11 protein-coding genes are annotated in these 21857 nt (G+C 56.0%); 6 read left to right on the top strand and 5 right to left on the bottom strand.

Going from position 1 to position 21857, the window contains the following annotated elements:
• Positions 1–6 precede the first annotated feature (6 nt).
• The 5 genes from QEP11_RS18930 (at position 7) to pntB (ending at position 8977) form a co-directional block, all read left to right on the top strand.
• Positions 7–3165 (top strand): efflux RND transporter permease subunit, encoded by a 3159-nt coding sequence (locus tag QEP11_RS18930; protein WP_284338194.1) that lies wholly within the window; start codon positions 7–9, stop codon positions 3163–3165.
• Positions 3162–4616 carry an efflux transporter outer membrane subunit gene (locus QEP11_RS18925; protein WP_284338193.1) on the top strand — a complete coding sequence of 485 codons (1455 nt, stop codon included), beginning with the start codon at positions 3162–3164 and terminating at the stop codon, positions 4614–4616. Before QEP11_RS18930 ends, QEP11_RS18925 begins: the two co-directional genes overlap by 4 nt.
• Before the next feature lie 285 nt (positions 4617–4901).
• The gene (locus QEP11_RS18920) at positions 4902–5357 is read left to right on the top strand and encodes an Lrp/AsnC family transcriptional regulator (protein ID WP_284338192.1); all 456 of its coding nucleotides are present in this window, start codon (positions 4902–4904) and stop codon (positions 5355–5357) included.
• Positions 5358–5926: 569 nt separating this feature from the next.
• Complete coding sequence (locus QEP11_RS18915; RefSeq protein ID WP_284338191.1) at positions 5927–7534, top strand: Re/Si-specific NAD(P)(+) transhydrogenase subunit alpha; 1608 nt, start codon at positions 5927–5929, stop codon at positions 7532–7534.
• A gap of 30 nt (positions 7535–7564) precedes the next feature.
• Positions 7565–8977, top strand: a complete 1413-nt coding sequence (gene pntB / locus QEP11_RS18910) for a Re/Si-specific NAD(P)(+) transhydrogenase subunit beta (protein ID WP_284338190.1) — start codon at positions 7565–7567, stop codon at positions 8975–8977.
• An 88-nt stretch (positions 8978–9065) separates the two neighbouring features.
• On the opposite strand, the gene QEP11_RS18905 is transcribed toward pntB, so the two are convergent.
• The 3 genes from QEP11_RS18905 to QEP11_RS18895 all read right to left on the bottom strand — a co-directional run bounded on the left by QEP11_RS18905 (position 9066) and on the right by QEP11_RS18895 (position 14511).
• Positions 9066–11945: a hybrid sensor histidine kinase/response regulator gene (locus QEP11_RS18905; RefSeq protein ID WP_284338189.1), complete on the bottom strand. Its 2880-nt coding sequence runs from the start codon at positions 11943–11945 to the stop codon at positions 9066–9068.
• 52 nt (positions 11946–11997) lie between these two features.
• Entirely contained in the window at positions 11998–12747 is a 750-nt protein-coding gene (locus QEP11_RS18900) for a substrate-binding periplasmic protein (RefSeq protein ID WP_284338188.1), read from the bottom strand.
• Between the two features lie 297 nt (positions 12748–13044).
• A complete protein-coding gene (locus tag QEP11_RS18895; RefSeq protein ID WP_284338187.1) occupies positions 13045–14511 on the bottom strand; it encodes an amino acid permease in 1467 nt (488 codons plus the stop codon).
• A gap of 432 nt (positions 14512–14943) precedes the next feature.
• On the opposite strand from QEP11_RS18895, the gene QEP11_RS18890 reads away from it, so the two are divergent.
• Positions 14944–17667 (top strand): cation-transporting P-type ATPase, encoded by a 2724-nt coding sequence (locus tag QEP11_RS18890; RefSeq protein ID WP_284338186.1) that lies wholly within the window; start codon positions 14944–14946, stop codon positions 17665–17667.
• A gap of 179 nt (positions 17668–17846) precedes the next feature.
• Here QEP11_RS18890 and QEP11_RS18885 read toward each other — a convergent pair whose 3' ends face one another.
• Together QEP11_RS18885 and rbbA are read right to left on the bottom strand one after the other, a co-directional pair.
• Positions 17847–18974, bottom strand: coding sequence for an ABC transporter permease (locus QEP11_RS18885; RefSeq protein WP_284338185.1), 1128 nt, complete (start codon positions 18972–18974; stop codon positions 17847–17849).
• A gap of 57 nt (positions 18975–19031) precedes the next feature.
• Entirely contained in the window at positions 19032–21854 is a 2823-nt protein-coding gene (rbbA, locus tag QEP11_RS18880; protein WP_413788756.1) for a ribosome-associated ATPase/putative transporter RbbA, read from the bottom strand.
• Between the last annotated feature and the right edge of the window lie 3 nt (positions 21855–21857).

Raw genomic sequence — 21857 nt, 5'->3', positions numbered from 1 at the left:
CGCAACATGGCGCAGTTTTTTATCAACCGACCTATTTTTGCGTGGGTCATTGCCATCGTCATCATGCTGGCGGGGGCGTTGTCCATTTTCACGCTGCCGCTGGAGCAGTACCCGGATATTGCTCCACCGCGCGTGACCATCAGTGCGCAGTACACCGGAGCATCGGCGGAGACCGTGGAAAATTCGGTCACCCAGATCATTGAGCAGCAGCTCAAAGGCATCGACAACATGCTCTATATGAGCTCCACCTCTGATGCCTCTGGCCGTTCGCGCACCACATTGACGTTTGCGCCCGGCACCAATATTGACGTGGCCCAGGTGCAGGTGCAAAACAAGTTGCAGGCGGCAATGAACCGTTTGCCTGATGCGGTGAAAAGCCGCGGCGTTTTTGTGAACAAAGGCGGTCAGGACTTTCTGGTCACCTACAGTTTTTACTCTACCGATGCATCAATGACGCAGGTAGATATTGGTGACTACCTGAACTCCAACCTGGTGGATGTGCTGGGCCGACTGGATGGCGTGGGCGACATCAACGTCTTTGGTACCAACTACGCCATGCGTATCTGGATGGATCCAGCATTGATGCAGAAGTATGCCTTGATGCCATCGGATCTCATCACTGCGCTCAATGCCCAGAATGCACAGGTGTCTGCGGGTCAGCTGGGAGCCTTGCCTGCGGTGGAGAACCAGCAGATCAATGCCACCATTACCGCGCGCACCAAACTGCAAACGGTGGATCAGTTCGAGGACATTGTGCTCAAGGCGTCGTCGGATGGGTCGGTGGTAACGATCAAAGATGTTGCACGGGTGGAACTGGGGGCGGATAACCTGACAGTGAAGGCCAAACTCAATGGCATGGCGGGTGCCGGTATGGGCATTGTGTTGGCCGATGGCGCCAATGCCATGGAAGTCTCCGATGCTGTGAGTGCCAAGCTGGCAGAACTCAAGCCCTTCTTCCCCAATGAGATTGATTATTTCGTCAGCTCGGATTCCACACCGTTTGTTCGCGCTTCCATTCAGGAGGTGGTGAAGGCATTGGGCGAAGCCATGCTGCTGGTGGTGATCGTGATGTTCATCTTCCTGCAGAATTTCCGCGCCACCTTGATTCCTGCCATTGCAGTGCCGGTGGTGCTGCTGGGTACCTTTGGAGTGCTGGCTGCGGCAGGATACTCCATCAATACCTTGACTATGTTTGCAATGGTGCTGGCTATCGGTCTGCTGGTCGACGATGCAATTGTGGTTGTGGAGAACGTTGAGCGGGTGATGCACGAAACCGGCTTGTCGGCCAAGGAGGCCACCAAGAAGTCGATGCAGGAAATCACATCGGCGCTGATCGGTATTGGTGTGACGCTTTCTGCCGTGTTTGTGCCAATGGCGTTCTTCGGAGGTTCAACGGGTGTGATCTACCGACAGTTCTCCATCACCATCGTTGCAGCCATGGCGTTTTCGGTGTTTGTGGCGCTGACACTCACGCCCGCCCTGTGTGCGACGATCCTGAAACCGCCATCCAACCACGGTCATGAAAAGATCGTGCGCCGTGGCCTGCTGGGCTTGAATGACCGTTTTTTCCGCTGGTTCAATCATCACTTTGATGCCACTGCGCTGCGCTATCAGAATGGTGTGGCCTGGGGGCTGCAGCGTGCCAAGCGCATGATGCTGATTTTCCTGGCGGTGCTGGCTGCGGTGTGGTTGCTGATGAAGACATTGCCCACATCTTTCCTGCCTGATGAAGACCAGGGCTTTGTGAGCGTGAATATCAACTTGCCAGCAGGAGCTGCCGATGCGCGCTTGCAGGAGGTTCTGGATCAGGTGCGTGTGTATTTTGAGCAGCAAGAGGATGTGATCAGCTTCAACCAGGTGTCCGGTCTCAGCGGTGACCAGAGTTCAGCGCGCGGATTTGTGCGGCTCAAGCCTTGGGCAGATCGTCCACTGCCTTCGCAATCTGCAGCAGCCATCGCACACAGAGCTACGCAAGAGCTGGCAGCAATTCGTGATGCCCGCATTTTTGTGATGCAGCCTCCAGCCGTGCGGGGCCTGGGCTCGAATGCAGGCTTTAACTTCATGCTCAAGGATTTGAACGGCATGGGCCATGATGCATTGCTGGCAGCCAAGGACCGCTTCCTCTCCGAGGCACGCAAGCGTCCGGAGCTGACCAGTGTGCGCACCACCAATCTGGACGATGCCACAGAGCTTCGCCTGGACATAGATGACCGCAAGGCGGCTGCCTTGAATCTCTCATACAGCGATATCAACAGCGTGCTCTCCAGCGCCATGGGTGGCACCTATGTGAATGACTTCCTGAACAATGGGCGCGTCAAGCGTGTCTACATCCAGGGTGATGCGCCGCACCGCATGCTTCCACAGGACATTGCCAAGTGGAGTGTGCGCAACAAGAACGGTGAGATGGTGCCTTTCAGTGCGTTTTCCACCTCACATTGGGCTTATGGTTCTCCGCAGCTGATGCGCTACAACGGTGCGCCAGCCTTTGAAATCGTGGGCAATGCAGCGCCGGGCATCAGCTCTGGTGTGGCCATGCAGATTGTGGAGGACATCCTCAAGGAAATGCCTAACGGTATTGGCTATGAATGGACCGGAGCATCGCTGCAAGAGCGCCAATCCGGTGCGCAAGCTCCTTTGCTGTATGCGATATCGATTCTGTTCGTGTTCCTGTGTCTGGCGGCGTTGTACGAAAGCTGGACGGTGCCACTGTCGGTGATGCTGGCTGTGCCGCTGGGCGTGGTCGGGGCATTGCTGGCAACCTATACACGGGGGTTGACGAATGACGTGTATTTCCAGGTTGGTTTGTTGACCACGGTGGGGCTGGCGTCCAAGAACGCGATTTTGATTGTGGAGTTTGCGGTGCAGCTGCAAGAGCAGGGCAAGAGCCTGTTCAATGCCACCGTGGAAGCAGTGCGCATGCGTTTGCGTCCCATTTTGATGACTTCCCTGGCCTTTGGCTTCGGTGTGGTACCACTGGCAATTGGTTCTGGTGCAGGCGCTGGTGGCCGCAATGCGATTGGTACGGCGGTACTGGGTGGCACAGTAGCTTCCACTGTGCTGGGCCTGTTTATGGTGCCCGTATTCTTCTTGTTGGTGCGTAGCTGGTTCAAGAGTCGCTCACGCACGGATGACAACACTTCGGTCGCACAGGAAAAACACGCATGAAAAAAAAGATGAATATGCGACCTGTTGCGGTCGCAGCGCTGGCAGGCATGCTGCTGTCGGCCTGTAATTTGGCTCCCAAGTATGAGCAACCTGTGGCCCAAGTGCCTGAAAACTTTTCTGCTCAGACAGGTACCAGCTTGCAAGCCAATGCAATTTCATTGAGCTATGCCCAGGCGCAAGACTGGATTCAGAACCCAAAACTGCGCGAGGTGATTGCGCTGGCACTCAGCCACAACCGGGATCTGCGTGTGGCGGTGGACAACATTGAGAAAGCACGCGCCCAGTACGGCATCACGCGTGCCGACCTGCTGCCCGGTATCACTGCTCAAGGCCAGGGTACGCGCAGCCGTACCAGTGCGGACTTGAGCAGCAATGGCCAATCCACCATCAGTGAGCAATACACGGCGCAACTGGGCTTTACGAGCTACGAGATTGATTTCTGGGGCCGTGTGCGCAATCTCAGCGAAGCGGGCCTGCAGGCTTTTTTGCAGTCAGAGGACAACCAGCGCAATGTTCAAATTGGCCTGGTGGCTGATGTGAGCAATGCCTGGCTGACCCTGGCCGCTGATATGGCGCGTTTGCAGTTGGCGCAAGATACGCTAGCCAGTCGAGAGAAAGCTTATGCGTTGACCAAGCGCATGTTTGAAATTGGTTCTACCTCCGGTCTGGTGCTGGCGCAAAATCTCTCGACTGTTGAGACGGCGCGTGCAGACGTTGCAGCCTACACTTCGCAGGTGGCGCGCGACCGCAATGCGCTGCAGTTGCTGGTGGGCGGCGTGCTGTCTGCTGATGTGCTGCCCAGTGCGCAAACTCTGACGTTAGCTGAGCCTGACAATCTGGCACTGTTACCGGTGCCGCAAGACTTGCCCTCGAGCGTGTTGCTGCAACGCCCTGATGTGCAATCTGCGGAGCACAACTTGCGTGCCATGAATGCCAATATCGGTGCTGCTCGCGCGGCCATGTTCCCTTCCATCACGCTGACAGGCAGTGTGGGCTCGGGCAGCCGAGAGCTGGATCAGTTGTTTGGTGCTGGCAACGGTACGTGGAGTTTTATGCCCCAAATCAGGCTGCCCATTTTTGATGGGGGGCGTTTGCGTGCAGGTGTGCATGTTGCCGAGGCCAACCAACGCATTGCCATCTCCCAATATGAAAAAGCGGTGCAAACTGCCTTCAAGGAGGTGGCTGATGCATTGGCTGATCGTGCGCAATGGGGAGAGCGCCTGGGGGCGCAAGCTGGCATGGTGCAAGCTACGCAAAAAGCGTTCGAATTGTCGGAAGCCCGCTTTCAGGCTGGAGTGGATAACTACCTGACGGTGCTGGATGCACAGCGAAGCCTTTACGCAGCACAGCAGACACTGATCAGCCTGCGCCTGGCAGAGCAAATCAACCGAGTGACCTTGTGGAAAGCACTGGGGGGGCAGGAGCGCTTGGCGGAGTCAGCTGCTCAATGATGCAAGCGCTGCAGTGCCACTGCAGCACAAACAAAAAGGCCGATTTGCAAGAGATGTTGCAGATCGGCCTTTTTGCATAGTGCTTGATGCGCGGGTCACATGGCAGCCGGCAAACGGTAAATTGCCTTGGCGATGAAATGGCGTTGAACATCGCCGGTAGGCGTTGCTTCCATGCCTTGTAGTGTGCATGTTGCGGTGCAAAAAATGCTGCTGTCTGACGATGAAAGTTTCTGTATTTAAGAAAAATGTATTGAAAAATTAATCTTTTAAAGCAAAATTTGCTGCATGGATAAAATTGACAGAAAAATTATCGAGCAATTGCAGCGCAATGCACGCGCCAGCTTGCAAGAGATCGGGCAGGCAGTTGGCCTGAGCCCCTCACCATGCTGGACGCGTATCAAGCGCATGGAAGATGAAGGGGTGATTGAGGGCTATACGGTGCGTCTGAATCCCCAGGCATTGGGCTTGAACGACACTGTGTTGCTCATGGTCACACTCAACAGCCACAGTGACAACACGCTGGAAAAATTCGGTGAGCAATTGGCAACTATTCCCGAGGTTGTGGAAGCACACTTGGTCTCCGGTACATACGATTATCTGCTGCGTGTGATGGTGAAAGACACGCGCGACTATGAGCGCTTATTGCGTGAGAAGCTTTACAAGATCAAAGGCATACAGCACAGCCAGTCCATGTTCGTGCTGCGCACTTTGAAGCGTGCCGAGATGCCTTTGGGCGCATGAGCTGGCTTTATGAAGCATTGATCACGATGGTCAAGTCCGGTGCTTACAAGGCTCAGCCTTTGCCCGTAATGAGAAGTCGTGCTGGTTAAAGTCTGTGGCAAACCTCCAGCGACACGCTTGAATGATGGTTGCATCAGCAGATGGGTATGCCACGGTAAGAAAAGAAAACGCTTACAAATTCTGCGTGTTTATGCGCAAAAGGCATCGATCGATGCAAAAGAATAGGGTCATGCCCAACTGCGTTGGCAAGCGGGCTGAGGGGCTTTAAAAAGATGTTTCTCCTCTGGGTGCACCCAAAAAGTGCGGCTTGAATCGCTTGCACCCAAGAGGTGTGCGCATGCACTACTGTGGTGCGGATGCGCCAGGCGGATGCCTTCCTTACCGATAATATTTACCCAAGTCATTCAACGGGCTGGCATTCCGTCCCGCTTGCTTGAAAACCCTCTATGAATTTGCGCCACTGCATTCCATAAGCATGGGGTGGTTGCATGCGATGGCACATCCACGCAATACGGGCGTGATTACGCATCGCTTCAACGTACACATTTTTTCTTCAGGAGATTTCTGAGATGCAAGATCTTCAAGTTTTGCCGCCTCAGCGCATTGGTGTGCCAAAGGAAACCTATCCTTTGGAAAAGCGCGTGGCCACGGTGCCCGATGTGGTGGAGAAGCTGATCAAGCTGGGCTTTGCCGTAGTGGTGGAGTCTGGTGCTGGCGATGCAGCCAATTTCAGCGATGCAGCCTATCGCGCGGCTGGCGCTGAAGTTGTGGCCGATGCTGCTGCACTTTGGGCAAGTTCCGACATCGTTTTCAAGGTGCGCCCACCCAGTTCGGCGGAGTTGGCCTTGATGCGCGAAGGTACCACGCTGATTGATTTCATCTGGCCCGCGCAGAACCCGGACTTGATGCAGCAACTGGCAGCTAAGAAGGCAACGGTGCTGGCAATAGACTGCCTGCCCCGTACGCTCAGCCGCGCGCAGAAAATGGACGCGCTGACCTCGACGGCAGGGGTATCCGGTTACCGAGCAGTGATTGAGGCGGCGAATGCCTTTGGCCGCTATTTCAATGGACAGATCACGGCAGCTGGCAAGGTGCCTCCTGCCAAGGTGTTCATTGCCGGAGCTGGAGTGGCTGGTTTGGCTGCCATCGGCACTGCTGCCAATCTGGGGGCCATCGTGCGTGCCAACGACACGCGTGCAGAGGTGGCAGATCAGGTCAAATCCCTGGGCGGCGAGTTCGTCAAGGTGGACTATGAAGAAGATGGCTCAGGCGGTGGCGGTTATGCCAAGGTCATGAGCGAAGGCTTTCAGGCTGCGCAGCGTGCCATGTACGCTGAACAGGCCAAGGACGCGGACATCATCATCACCACAGCGCTGATCCCGGGCAAGCCTGCGCCCAAGCTGATCACGGCAGAGATGGTGCAAAGCATGAAGCCCGGCAGCGTGATTGTGGACATGGCCGCAGAGCAGGGCGGCAACTGTGAGCTGACAGTTCCTAATGAAGCCGTAGTGCGTCATGGGGTGACCATCATTGGTTATACCGATCTGGCTTCACGCCTGGCCAAGCAGTCCTCCACGCTGTACGCCACCAACTTGCTGCGTCTGACGGAAGAGTTGTGCAAGGCCAAGGATGGGCAAGTTGTGGTGAACATGGAAGACGATGCCATCCGTGGCCTCACCGTGATCAAGCAAGGCGAAATCACCTGGCCTGCGCCACCTTTGAAGGCCGCACCTGCGCCAGCACCCAAACCCGCTACGGCACCGGCAGAAGCCAAGAAGGGTGGTCACGGCCATGGCAGCACCGGGCCATTGCCTGCCAAAACACTGGCGGTGATTTTTGCGATTGCGGCGGTCGCTTTCTGGTTCATTGGTGCCTATGCACCAGCAGCCTTCCTGGGGCATTTCACTGTGTTTGTGCTGGCCTGCTTTATTGGCTACATGGTGGTGTGGAACGTGACGCCTGCGCTGCATACACCGTTGATGAGTGTGACCAACGCCATCTCTTCCATCATCGCGATTGGCGCGCTGGTACAGATCGCATCGCCGGCTGCAGGAAGCGATGGGCGTCCTGACAGCCTGATTACATGGCTGGCGTTTGCCGCGCTGGTGCTCACAGCCGTCAACATGTTTGGCGGCTTTGCCGTGACACGCCGCATGCTTGCCATGTTCCGCAAGTAAGAAGAACAACAACAAGAGGAAACCATTGAAATGTCCCAAAGTCTTGCAACCGTAGCCTATCTGGGCGCGGCTATTTTGTTTATCTTGAGCCTGGGTGGCTTGTCCAATCCGGAAACCTCGCGCCGCGGTAACCTGTTCGGCATGCTCGGCATGGCACTGGCCATTCTGGCGACTGTGTTTGGTCCCCGTGTGACGGCCGATGGTGTGGCATGGATCATCGCTGCGCTGGTAATCGGCGGCGGTATTGGCCTTTATGCGGCCAAGACCGTAAAGATGACGCAGATGCCTGAGCTTGTGGCCTTGATGCACAGCTTGGTGGGTATGGCTGCGTGTCTGGTGGGTTTTGCCAGTTATGTGGATACGTCGATCCAGTTGGAGGGTGCGGAAAAAGTCATCCATGAAGTTGAAATCTACGTCGGTATTCTGATCGGTGCCGTCACGTTCTCGGGCTCCTTGATTGCCTTTGGCAAGCTCAATGGCAAGATTGGCGGCAAGCCTTTGCTGCTGCCCGCTCGCCACTGGCTGAATCTGGTGGCATTGCTGGTGGTGATCTACTTTGGTCGTGAATTCATGAACGCGCCGACGGTGCAAGCGGGCATGCCTGCGCTGATTGTCATGACCGTGATTGCCTTGCTGTTTGGCGTGCACATGGTGATGGCTATTGGTGGAGCGGACATGCCCGTGGTGGTGTCCATGCTCAACAGCTACTCGGGCTGGGCGGCAGCGGCCACCGGCTTCATGCTGAGTAACGATTTGCTGATCGTGACGGGGGCGCTGGTGGGCTCTTCAGGTGCCATCCTGAGCTACATCATGTGTCAGGCCATGAATCGCAACTTCATCAGCGTGATTGCTGGCGGCTTCGGCTCTGGTGCACCCAAGAAGGCCGCAGCTGGCGGTGCTGCGCAGCCGCAAGGTGAGGCGATTGCCGTGTCCAGCCAGGAAACAGCCGAGATGCTGCGCGATGCCAAGCGCGTGATCATCGTGCCTGGTTATGGCATGGCGGTGGCTCAGGCCCAGCACACCGTTTATGAAATCACCAAGACGCTGCGTGAAAAAGGCGTGCAGGTCGAATTTGCCATTCACCCTGTGGCAGGCCGCATGCCGGGTCACATGAATGTGTTGCTGGCCGAAGCCAAGGTCCCGTATGACATCGTCATGGAGATGGACGAAATCAACGAAGACTTCCCAGAGGCAGATGTCGCCATGGTGATTGGTGCCAATGACATCGTGAACCCTTCTGCATTGGATGATCCTGAAAGCCCGATTGCTGGTATGCCGGTGTTGGAAGTGTGGAAGGCCAAGAACTCCATTGTGATGAAGCGCTCCATGGCTTCGGGCTATGCAGGAGTGGACAACCCGCTGTTCTACAAAGACAACAACCGCATGCTGTTTGGTGATGCCAAGAAGATGCTGGATGAGGTGCTGACGGCCTTGAGAGGCTAAGCTTTAGCAGCAGGCCTAGTACAAAAAGCCCGGGGGTGACCCCGGGCTTTTTTATGGTCTGGCGAATAGGCCAAGTGTGCGTGCCTTGCTAGCTGAAAACATTGGGTATGGCCTGCCGGATTGCTGCGCACAAGGCATGCAGATGTTCGTGCAACGACTGGAGCTGGCCTAGCAGCGTGGCTTCTGCCCCATTTTCACTGCCGATCAAAGACTGTATCTGCAGGGCATACGCGGCTACTTGCCTAGCACCGACATTCACTGCCGCTCCCACCAGTGCATGCGTCTGTGTGTGCATTTGCGCGATGTTGTTACGCTGTAGCGACTCGTTCAGCGCCTGCAGCTGGGAGGGCGCATCGTTGACGAATTGGCGCAGCATTTCGCGGTATGTGGCTTGTCGACCTCCAAAGTGGCGCAGACCCTCAGTGACATCCAGGCCTTCAATATTCGCTAGCAGCGTCGCCAGGATGGGGCGCCCCTTGCCGGGAGCGTGTGTATTACCAGCAGGCGTTGCGGCGGCAGGTGCAGTCAATTCTGTACTGGGTTTGGCCACAATCCACTTGCGTAGGGTTTCGCGTAAACGTTCTGGATCAATCGGCTTGCTGACAAAGTCGCACATGCCTGCAGCTTTGCATCGTTGCAGATCGCTTTCCATCTGGTTGGCTGTCATTGCAATGATGGGAATGCCAGCCCATACAGGATTGCGGCGTATGGACTGGGTAGCAGCCAAACCATCCATGATGGGCATATGCATGTCCATAAAGATACCGTCATAGTGCTTCCGCGTCATCATGTCGAGCGCGATCTGACCATTCTCGGCCACGTCGACTTGCAGGCCAATGCCTAAATCTTCGAGCAAACCTATGGCCACTTCGCGGTTGATCTCGATGTCTTCGACCAGCAAAAGGTGTGCGCCTGCGCTGCGGCGCAATGATTCATTGCTAAGCCCTGTACCGGATGTTGCTGTCGATACTGAAGCAGTGCTGCGCGCATGCAGGGCTTGGCGCAGACTGTGGGCGTTGAAGGGCTTGGGCAGGATGGAGCGGAAACCGCTTGGGGGCTGCTGCAATGCCGACCTTGAGGCCGAAAGCAATACGAGTTGAGGTCTGTTTTCGAGGGGCAGAGCCTGGATCTGGGCGGCCGAATGTATGCCGTCCCAGGGCTGCATCAACTCGTCCAGCATCACGCAGTCAAAAGCAGCTCCAGCAGTTTGTGCATTGCGCAATGTCTGCATGGCTTCAGGCCCACTAGCTACACCGCAGGCTTGAATGTCAGCGTCTCTGAGCAGGCGAACCAGAATCTCACGGGCCGTACTGTTGTCATCAACCACCAACACACGTGTGGGGGTGCCAGTCTGGTACAGCGGGGTATGTACACAATCTTGATCTGCTTGGCATCCCAGTTCAACCTCGCACCAGAAGTCAGAGCCCACACCTTCAATGGATTGGACGCCAACTTGCCCATGCATGAGCAGCGCCAGTTGGCGTGTGATGGCCAGACCCAGTCCTGTGCCTCCATATTGACGTGAGATGGAGGCATGGGTTTGCACAAAGTTCTGGAACAGCAATGACTGCTTGTCAGCGGGAATGCCGATGCCTGTGTCGCGCACGCCCAGTCGCAGGCGCACCTTGCCGACACTGTGGCTGACGGGGTACAGGTAGATGACAACCTCACCGCGCTGGGTGAACTTCAGCGCATTGGTGGCAAAGTTCAGAAGGATTTGAGACAGACGCAAGGGGTCACCCACCAAGGCCCAGGGAACATCGGCGTGCACATCGGTAACCAGTTCCAGACCTTGATCCACGGCTTTGTCGCTGACCAGAGTGACCACATTGTCGAGCACATCAGACAGTGCAAAAGGCACCTGTTCCAGCGACAGCTGACCTGCTTCGATCTTGCTGAAATCCAAGATGTCGTTGATCAGACCCAGCAAGTGCTGCGCAGAATGCACGACCTTGTTCAGCTGTGCCTGCTGTGCGGGTTGCATGTCACCACGCATAGCCAGTCGAGTCATGCCCAGGATGGCATTCAGTGGGGTGCGGATTTCATGGCTCATATTGGCCAGAAACTCTGTCTTGGCCTTGCTGGCGGAGTCAGCACTGTGCTTGGCGTGACGCAATTCTTCAGTCAGACGCACCAAGCTTGACTGCATGTACGCCAGGCGCGCAATGATGGTGTGGGCTGACGCAGTCTTTGCGCTTTGCACTGTTTGTGAAAAGTCTCCCTGGGCGATTCGGCTGATCGTTTGGTGGACTTCGTCAATCGGTGCGCCCAACGCTGTATCCAAGCGTTGGATGAAGGTGTTGAAATTATCAATAAGATCTTCAAACTCTTTCCAGGGCGATGCAGGGAGCCGCAAAGAGAGATCTGCGCCATCTGTGGCAATGTCACGCAAGGCGTTGCGCAGTCCGTAGAGTGGCTCCATGATGACCCAGCGCATCACGGCGCAAAGCGCGCCGACGATGACCAGATTCATGAGCAAAATGAGTGTGAACAGGCGAATGGCCTCGCGCTGCAACGCCTGATCAATAAACCGGGATGAAGCGCTGATCTGAACCATCCCCAGTGGTTCAGCGATATTCCCATCAATGATGCTCAGTGGAAATTCGTGCGGGAAATCGCCTGTTGATGCAAAGGCCTGGTTACTATCGTGTGACCAGATCTCGGGGTAGACCGCATCGGGGGGCGCGCTGTAGAGCAGCCGGTGTTTGTCGTCGTACACCGCAATGCCTGTAATCGCTGGATTACCCAGTTCTGCATCTACGATCTGCCGAACCTGATCGTCGTCGAAACGCCAGATGACGGCGGGCAGAGACTGTGAAAGACGTTGACGGATGGCCTGGAGGTGGTCGGAGAGTTGCTTGTGTTTTTCAGCCTTGCTGTCTGCATAGTTCAAGGTACCGAATGCAGTCAGCATGAAGGAAACGATGGCAATCATCAGCACGACAAAGCGTGTCTGGATGGATTTCATTGCAATGCTGCTTCATGGGACAGCTGCGTCTTTGTGCAGCAGCCGTCAAGTTTCAGGGGAATGGGTAGGGATAGCCGTAGCGTTTGTAGATGGACTGGAAAGCCTCCGTTTTATGGAAGCTTGCCATCTCGGCATCCCATATGGCGCGCAACTCAGCGCCGCGCGGGGTGTCTGCAAAGGCCATATACAGCCCCAGATGCAATGCATAGGCCATCCCATAGGGACCCATATTTTGCTTTGAAGAAGCAATGTAATCCTGGATATCGGATTTCGCCCCCACGAAATAGTCGATGCGCTTGTGCTCCAGCATTTGGAACGCACTCTTGATGCTGTCCAGCTCTGTGACGCGCATCGGCTCTGCAATGAAGCGATCCAGGCCAAAATCACGTAACCAAGCAACGCGCTTGTTTTTCAGTGAGTGCGTCGTGACAGGCCCAGATTGTCCCTTTTTGCGAAACAAGATCACCTGTTCATTCTTGTCGAAGTGGTATTTGGGGTACAGCGGAAACGATTTCTCGTTCAAAAAGGAGGCCACCCAGCCATCGGCTTCGTGGTCACGCACTTTTTGCACCGCGCGAGGGTAGGGAAAGAAACGGTATTCCACGTTGATGCCCTGACGTGCGAATACTGCTTTCACCACATCCAGGTACAGACCTGTACCGTCCTTGCGTGTCAAGTCATGCCATTCGTCTGTGACAAACAACGCGGTAGTGACATGTGATTGCGTGGTCGCAACTGGTTCAGCATGTATGGCCTGCTGCGATGGTCCGTAGAGCGATAGCGTCGCAGGGATAACAAGCATCAGCGATCTCAGGCACTTGCATACATGCGATTTGAGGCGTGGGTTACGGCGGGCGGGAGCGGTTCTGATTGTCAAAATCTCGGAGATCATGTGGAGTCCGTGCTGCAACAGAGCTTTAAACGCATCGTATTAATTTTTGTAGCAGTTACAGGAGATGAAATGTCAAGTTTTAACAAGCTGCATGCTGCCTTTGGTTTTTGTGATGGGTGCCGTGTTTAGAAGAAGGCCACACCATGTTGAAAAACAAAAGCGGCTTGTTGACAGGCCGCCGGGATGCATCAATATGGAGTCAATACCTTATCTAGCACCGCTGATGTCCATCTCTTCAAGCTTCACGAACCGCGTTCCTTTGCTGAACTTGTAGCCAAACCAGATAGCCAGGAACAGTGGAATCCCAATGTAAGTGGCAACCACGCCGGTCCAGTCAATCGCATCCGCCAGGAAGGCTTCATAGTTCTGGCCCAGCGTGATGATCAGGCACAGCACAAAAGCAAAGATGGGGCCGATCGGGAAAGCCGCAGCGCGGTAGGGCAGCTGCTGGGTATTGAAACCTTGGACCTCGCAGGCTCGGCGAAAACGATAGTGGCTCACGGCAATGCCCAGCCAGGCAATAAAGCCGCACATGCCTGACAGGTTCAGCAACCAGATGTAGACAGCCTCAGGGCTGAATACATTGGTGAAAAAGCACAGCGCTGCGATGACGGTGGTGGCAATCAAAGCCATGATAGGCACGCCGCGAGCGTTCACGCGAGCGAAGATTTTTGGCGCCATATTTTGTTTGGCCAGCGCATACAGCATGCGGGTAGATGCATACATGCCAGAGTTGCCGGCTGACAGTACCGAAGTGAGCACCACTGCATTCATCACGGCAGCGGCGCCCAGCAGGCCTGCACGCTCAAACACCAGCGTAAAAGGGCTGACACTGATGTCGCCCAGATCATTACGCAGCAGCTTCGGGTCGGTATAAGGAATCAGCAGACCGATGATGAGGATGGCGAACACATAGAACAGCAAAATGCGCCAGAACACCTTGCGCACGGCACGAGGCACATTCTTGGCCGGATCTTCCGATTCTCCGGCAGCAATGCCAATCAGTTCAGTGCCCTGGAATGAGAAGCCCACAATCATGGCCACACCAATCAGTGCTGCGAAACCACCCGCAAAAGGCGCATCGTCTGCCGTGAAATTGGCAATGTTTCCCCAGATGCCTTCAGGCGCGCCACCGGTGATGATGCCAAAAACCATCAGCAGGCCAATGGCGATGAAGATCAGCACGGTTACCACTTTGATGGCTGCAAACCAGAACTCCGATTCACCAAATCCCTTGGACGACAGAGAGTTCAGGGCAAACATCAGGGCCAGGAACAGTGCGCTCCACAGCAGCCCGTTGACATCCGGGAACCAGTAAGCCATGACGAGCTGGGCAGCTACCAGGTCCACCGCGATGGTTACAGCCCAGTTGTACCAATAGTTCCAGCCCAGGGCGAAGCCAAAGCCTTCATCCACATATTTGGCGCCATAGGTGGCGAAAGAGCCCGACACAGGCAGGTGAGAAGCCATTTCCCCCAGGCTGGTCATCAAAAAATACACCATCAAGCCGATGACGCAGTAGGCCAGCAATGCTCCACCTGGTCCCGCTTGAGAAATGGTTGCGCCTGAGGCGACAAAGAGGCCGGTGCCGATGGAGCCACCAATGGCGATCATCGACATGTGACGAGCCTTGAGGCCACGGCGCAGAGAAGATACTTGCGAGTCAGAAGACATAGACGCGTTGCAAATCCAGTTGAAAGCGCAGCATCCAGCCAAACTGCTGCTGCGCCAAGCCAACAAAAAAAGCCGCTGAATGCGGCCTGTTTGTTCCGTATGGGGCTGGATTTTGTGCGATGCCCTCCCTCTTGTGTAGCGATGGCATTAATGACCCTACAGCCAATTAAGAGATGCTAACTTGTTCATGTTTCTTGACCACACGCATTGAATATTTCCGCGTCTTCTTCACCAGCCAATCTTCCTGAAATCCTGATAAGAGATGGTGAATGAATAGATAGTGATCGCGTGGTTGCGGTGCGTGGAGTACCCAGGGAATGGCTTTAGGGGTGAAGCATGATGCGTGTCAAGACTTGGCTGAACAGGAAATCGTGCAGCACTTGCATAGTGTGGTGATAGTGACAGCATGACAGGACAAGGAGTCCATGCCGCATGCACCCACGTTCAGAATCCTCCCAAGCTTGCTCTGCTACTGATTGGCACACGCAAACGGCTCAAGCTGTGCTCACACAACTGCAGGTCAATCCCTCTGGTTTGACGGCAGAGCAGGTGAACCAGCGCTTGGCGCAATACGGACCTAACCAACTCCAGACAGTTCGCCGACGCAGCCCTTGGCTGCGTTTGCTGCTGCAGTTTCACAACGTACTTCTGTATGTCATGCTGACTGCCGCAGTGGTGACGGCCTTTCTCGGACACCGGATTGATACGGGAGTGCTGCTGGCCGCGGTGGTGGTCAATGCGGTTATTGGTTTTGTGCAGGAAGGCAAGGCGGAGTCCGCCCTGGATGCCATTCGCGCCATGCTGTCGCCGAAGGCTGTGGTCGTGCGCGACGGCCAACGCCAGGAAATCGATGCCGTTTGGTTGGTGCCAGGCGATTTGGTGGTGCTGGCTTCGGGAGATCGCGTGCCTGCGGATCTTCGGTTGATACAAGTCAAGGAATTGCGTTGTGATGAGTCAACACTGACAGGTGAGTCACTGCCAGTGGAGAAGAACATTGCAGCGGTGCAGGCAGACACGCCAATGGGTGATCGATGTGGGATGGCCTATGCAGGGACGCTGGTTTCATACGGTCAAGCTACAGGTGTGGTGGTTGCCACCGCGCGCGAAACGGAGATTGGTCGCATTGATCGCATGCTGGCAGATGTAGCGCACAGCACAACGCCACTGCTGCGCCAGATTGATCGGTTTGGCCGCATGCTGGCCTTCGTCATCTTGTTGATTGCAGCAATGACCTTTGTGCTGGGCGTCTGGTTTAGGGGACACGCCGCTTCAGAAATGTTCATGATGGTTGTGGCACTGGTAGCTTCGGCCATTCCTGAAGGTTTGCCTGCCATCATGACCATTACCTTGGCTTTGGGCGTGCAGCGCATGGCAAAACAACGCGCGATTGTGCGCCGTTTGCCTGCTGTAGAGACACTGGGTTCGGTCACCGTGATTTGTTCGGACAAGACGGGTACGCTCACACGCAATGAAATGACCGTGCAGCGTGTGGTGTGTGCTGGGCTGGATGTGACAGTGACCGGGGCTGGCTATGTGCCAGAAGGCAGCTTGCTGGTGAATGAGAATCCCATAGATCCGAATCGCCATGAAGCGCTGGCGTTGGCGTTGCGTGCCGGAATGCTTTGCAACGATGCCCGTATGGTGCTCAACGAGCAGGGGCAATGGTGTGTGGTGGGCGATCCGACGGAAGGCGCATTGCTGGTTCTGGGGGGCAAGGCAGCCTTGCAGCATGCTTCCATCGTGCAGGCCTGGCCGCGCAAGGACTCAATTCCATTTGAGTCGCAGCATCGCTTCATGGCGACGGCGCACATCGACGACGAGGGGCAGCCCTGGATTTTTGCCAAGGGCGCACCCGAAAAAATGCTCGATATCTGTACCTTCGAATGGGGCCCCGAGGGCGAGCGAAACCTGGACGTGGACACTTGGCGCCGCATGTCTAACGACATTGCCGCACGCGGGCAGCGACTGCTGGGTATGGCGTGCAAGCGTGCGCGTAGTGCAGGTGAAATCCTGGAGCATACCGATGTGCAACACGGCTTCACGATGCTCGCTTTGGTGGGCATTGTGGATCCTCCCCGTGATGAAGCAGTGCGTGCCGTGGCGCAGTGTCATGGTGCAGGCATTCGCGTCAAGATGATTACAGGCGATCATGCCGAGACGGCACGTGCCATTGGCGCTCAGCTGGCGATTGGCATGGAAAAACCTGCTGTCACTGGTGCGGAACTGGAGCTGATGGGCGCAGAGGAGCTTGCGCGTGTGGCGCTGGAGGTGGACGTGTTTGCGCGCGCCAGCCCGGAGCACAAGCTGCGTCTGGTGCAGGCCTTGCAGCAAAATGGGCAAGTGGTGGCGATGACAGGTGACGGCGTGAATGACGCGCCGGCACTGAAGTGCGCAGACGTGGGTGTGTCCATGGGCTGCAAAGGCACGGAAGCAGCCAAAGAAGCCTCGGACGTGGTGCTGGCCGATGACAACTTTGCCACCATCGCTGCTGCGGTGCACGAGGGGCGGGCCGTCTACGACAATATTCGCAAGTTCATCCTCTTTATGCTGCCCACCAATGGTGGCGAAGGCTTGGTAGTCATTGCGGCCATCCTGTTCCAACTTACTTTGCCGATGACGGCGGCGCAGTTGCTATGGATCAATATGGTGACCTCTTGCACCTTGGGGCTCGCCCTGGCATTTGAGCCCGCAGAGCAGGGCATCATGCGGCGGCCACCGCGTTCGCCGCAGGAGTCCTTGCTTACGGCGGGGCTGCTGTGGCGGGTGGTGCTGGTTTCTGTGCTGATGATGGCTGCAGCGCTTGGACTGTTCCTGTGGGAGCTGAATCAAGGCACGGACGTGGCAGTAGCACGCACCATGGCCGTGACCACGATTGTGATGGCCGAGGTGTTCTATTTGCTCAGTTGCCGTTTTGTGGCCGCACCCGCCCTGGGGGGGGCAGCATGGAATGGCAACTGGATGGTGCTGTGGACACTGCTGGCGTGCTTGCTGATGCAAATGCTTTTTGTGCACTGGCCACTGATGCATGCCATTTTTGACTCAGCAGCACTCAATTCTGAGCAATGGACCAAAGTTATTCTTGGTGGGGTATTGGTGTTTGTGGGGGCTGAACTGGACAAATGGTTGTCGTTGCACATATTGCAACGCAAACACTGAACACTGATTACCGGGCACACCACTCCTGATACATCGTTGTCCCACCTTCTCGGATCTCTGTACTGCCAGCGGTGTTGTGCTTTGTCTGAGTTGCAAAGCTTCGGCTTGCAGGCTTGTGCAGGCGGTCTTTGTAGTTCTAAATCCAGATGCTTGCCTTGGCAGGTATTTCGGCAGTTTTGCTATGCCATGGAACTGATGGTCTTGCGGAACCTTGCCAGCGACAGCGCAAAAAGTACGCTACCAATGACAAACAGCGCCAGAAACTGGGGCCACACCACATCCATGCCCGCGCCGCGGTACAAAATAGCCTGGGCCAGGCTGACAAAGTGGGTGGTCGGCGCCGCAAGCATGATGTCTTGCACCAGTTGTGGCATGGATTCGCGCGGTGTGGTGCCTCCAGAAAGCATTTGCAGTGGCAGCAATGTAAGCACCAGCAACAAGCCGAACTGCGGCATGGACCGCGCCACAGTGGCCATGAAGATGCCCATGGCAGTGGTAGCAAACAGGCACAGGGCGGCACCTGCTATGAACAGTGCAATGCTGCCTTCAATCGGTACATGCAAAAGGCCGCGTACAACGAGATTCAAAGACACCGCTGCAGCCACAAGCACCACAGCGCCCATGGACCAGACCTTGCCCAGCATGATTTCGGTCGGAGTGACGGGCATTACCAGCAAGTGCTCGATTGTTCCGTGCTCACGTTCACGAATCAGCGCAGCGCCCGTGAGGATGATGGAGAGCATGGTCACGTTGTTGATGATTTGCATCACACCGCCAAACCACATCTTGTTGAGCGAAGGATTAAAGCGTGCGCGCACTTCCAGATCCACTGCAGCGCTGGGTGTTGCTCGGTGGCGTTGAGCGAATTCATTGACCTCGGCCATCACGATTTGCTGGATGTAGCCATTGCCAGAAAAAGCCTGGCTCATGCGGGTGGCATCCACATTCAGCTGCAGCTCCACTTTTTTGCCAGCCAGCACATCGCGCTGGAATCCGGGGGGAATGGTCAGCGCAAAGGTGAAGATGCCAGCATCCATTCCGGGGTCCACATCCTGAACAGTCAGCATCTGCGGATGCATGAAGTAGGGTGGATAAAAGGCAGAGGCAATGCGTGTAGACAGCGGTGACTGGTCTTCATCAACGATGGCAATCGGCGCGTGATGCAGCGTTTCCGGCATGGCAGACGCGGTGGTATATACCGATAGCGTGAAGGTGTAGATGATGAGAATGAGCATGACTGGGTCACGCCACAAACTCCACAGCTCTTTGACGCCCAGGCGCCAGATGTTTTTCAGGCTATGCCCCATGGCAGGTCTCCAGTGGGAAAGTGCTTGGCGTTGCGCTGCAACACAAGGCGTACATCTTCATTTTTCCTGCTTGGGTAAGGCCCATACAGCGATGCCTATGATGATGGGGATGGCTAAAAGCAGTGGCACAAAAGATGCCGCCAAGTCCTGCATACCCAGTGCCTTGTTGAATACACCACGACTGATGGTGAACATATGGGTGGCAGGGTAGTACTCGCCAATAATGCGGCCAGCGCCTTCCAGAGAAGAGACAGGGTCGGTCAAACCTGAGAACTGGGTGGCAGGAATCAAGGTGCCCAGCATGGCGAAGAACATGGCTGCAATCTGGCTGCGGGTGACAGCCGATGCCAGCAAGCCCATACCAGTGGCGATGAAGCTGAAAAGCAGTGCCGCCAGCGTCAGCGTGAGCACGCTGCCGGTGATGGGTACATCGAAAACCAGCACAGCCATCAGGCACATCAACACGTAGTTCAGCATGGCCAGCACCACATAAGGTAGTTGCTTGCCCAGCAAGAACTCGATGCGCGTCACAGGCGTCACGTACAGGTTCACGATAGAGCCCAGCTCTTTCTCGCGCACCACAGCCAGGGCAGTGAGCATGGCAGGCAGCATCATGAGTAGCAGCGGAATCACTGCAGGCACCATGGCAGGCAGGCTTTTGACGTCAGGGTTGTAGCGAAAGCGGGTTTCAATGCTCACTGCGTTTGTCAGATTCAAGCCTGTACGCTCACGTACTTGCTGGGCTAACCAATGTTGGTGAATGCCCTGTACATAGCCTTTGACGGTTTCTGCGCGTGTGGGCATGGCTCCGTCAAACCAGGCGCCAATGGCTGTGGGGGTGCCCCGTAGCACATCACGGCCAAAGCTGGGAGGAATCTCGATTGCTACAGTGATCTTGCCTGCGCGCATGCGCTGGTCCAGATCTTCGTACGAAGTCAGCGGCGGTTGCTCGATAAAGTAGCGTGACCCTGAGAGGCCTTGCGTATAACTTTGGCTGAGCGTGCTTTGATCTCGGTCGAGCACGGCAAAGGTCAAGTCCTCCACATCCATGCTGATGCCAAAGCCAATCACCACCATCAGCACCAGCGAGCCCACCAGTGCCAATGTGGCACGCACGGGGTCGCGTTGCAGTTCCAGGGACTCGCGCCACAGATAGCTCCACATGCGCTGCAGGCTGAAACGCGGTGCAGCATGTACAGAACAGGAGCTCTCCTCCACCGGGGCGGTGGTGGCTGGCCTATTGGTCGCTTGTGGTTCGGCTGTTGTTGAAGTGCTGGGCGCATGCTCAAGCACGGCTACTTTTTTAGTGTCAAGGTCAGGCGCAGTTTCACCCGAGGCTTCCACCAGATAACCAATAAATGCCTCCTCAAGCGAAGCTGCCCTGCGTTTTTGAACCAGCTTGGCAGGGGTGTCGCTGTCCAGCACTTTGCCTGCGTGCATCATGGACATGCGATCGCAGCGCTCTGCTTCGTTCATGAAGTGGGTGGAGATAAAAATAGTCACCTTGTCACGGCGCGAAAGTTCGATCAGGAGACGCCAGAACTGATCCCGCGCAACAGGGTCGACACCGGAGGTGGGCTCATCCAGAATGAGCAGTTCCGGGCTGTGCACCATGGCCACCGCCAGTGACAAGCGCTGGCGCAGACCGAGGGGGAGTTTGTCGGGCAGATCGTGGCGCTCGTGTTTCAGTTCAAAACGCTCCAGCATGGCCTCAACGCGCGCATTGATCTGCGCAGCAGGAACGTGAAACAACTGCGCGTGCAGCACCAGGTTTTGCTGCACCGTCAGCTCACCATAGAGTGAGAATGCCTGCGACATATAGCCCACGCGGCGGCGCGTGGCGATGTCATGCGGATTGACTTCCTGGCCAAACAACCAGGCAGTGCCCTCGCTGGCAGGCATCAATCCGGTGAGCATCTTCATGGTGGTGGATTTGCCGCAGCCGTTGGAGCCAAGGAAGCCGAAAATTTCTCCGCGCCGGATTCGGAAGCTCACATGGTCGACGGCTACAAAATCACCAAAGCGCATGGTGAGGCCTTGCGCTTCAATGGCGATGTCATCATCGTTGACTTGCAGAGGCGGAATCAGCACTGCGCTGTGCCCCTGCTTTTTGGTTTCGGGCAGCAGGTGGATGAATGCCGCTTCCAGCGACTGTGTGCTGGTACGTGTCAACAGCTCCTCGGGCGTGCCTGTGGCAAGAATCTGGCCGTCGTCCATGGCAATCAGCCAGTCAAAACGCTGGGCCTCATCCATATAGGCCGTGGCTACCACCACGCTCATATGTGGACGTGTGCGGCGAATGCGGTTGATCAGGTCCCAGAACTGCGCACGCGCCAGCGGGTCAACACCCGTGGTAGGTTCATCCAGAATCAGCAAGTCCGGGTCGTGAATCAGTGCACAGCACAGTCCCAACTTTTGCTTCATGCCACCAGAGAGCTTGCCTGCCGGGCGGGTCAAAAAATTTTTGAGGCCGGTGCTCTGGGTTAAGTCATCGATGCGGGTGCGGCGTTCGGCTTCGTCATGACCAAACAAGCGGGCAAAAAACTGCAGATTCTCTTCGACCGAGAGCGTGGGATAGAGGTTTTTCCCCAAGCCCTGTGGCATATAGGCAATGCGTGGACAGACCGCATCGCGGTGTGCTTTGAGGCGCATATCACCGCCGAGAGCCCATATTTCACCCTCTTGCAAGGCTCGCGCACTAGACAGCAAGGACAGCAGGCTGGATTTGCCCACGCCGTCAGGCCCGATCAGGCCAACCATGACACCAGCGGGAATGTCGATAGTGAGCCCTTTGAGCGCTTCTGTGGCGCCATAGCGTTGGTGCACGTTCTGGATGCGTGCTACCGGAGTCGTCGCACGGCTTGCCATGTCTGCGGGCATGGT

The sequence above is a fragment of the Comamonas halotolerans genome, from assembly GCF_030162935.1.
Lineage (GTDB): Bacteria > Pseudomonadota > Gammaproteobacteria > Burkholderiales > Burkholderiaceae_C > Comamonas > Comamonas halotolerans.
Note: the sequence above shows the minus strand (reverse complement) of the source record. Positions and strands in the feature narration are given on the sequence as shown.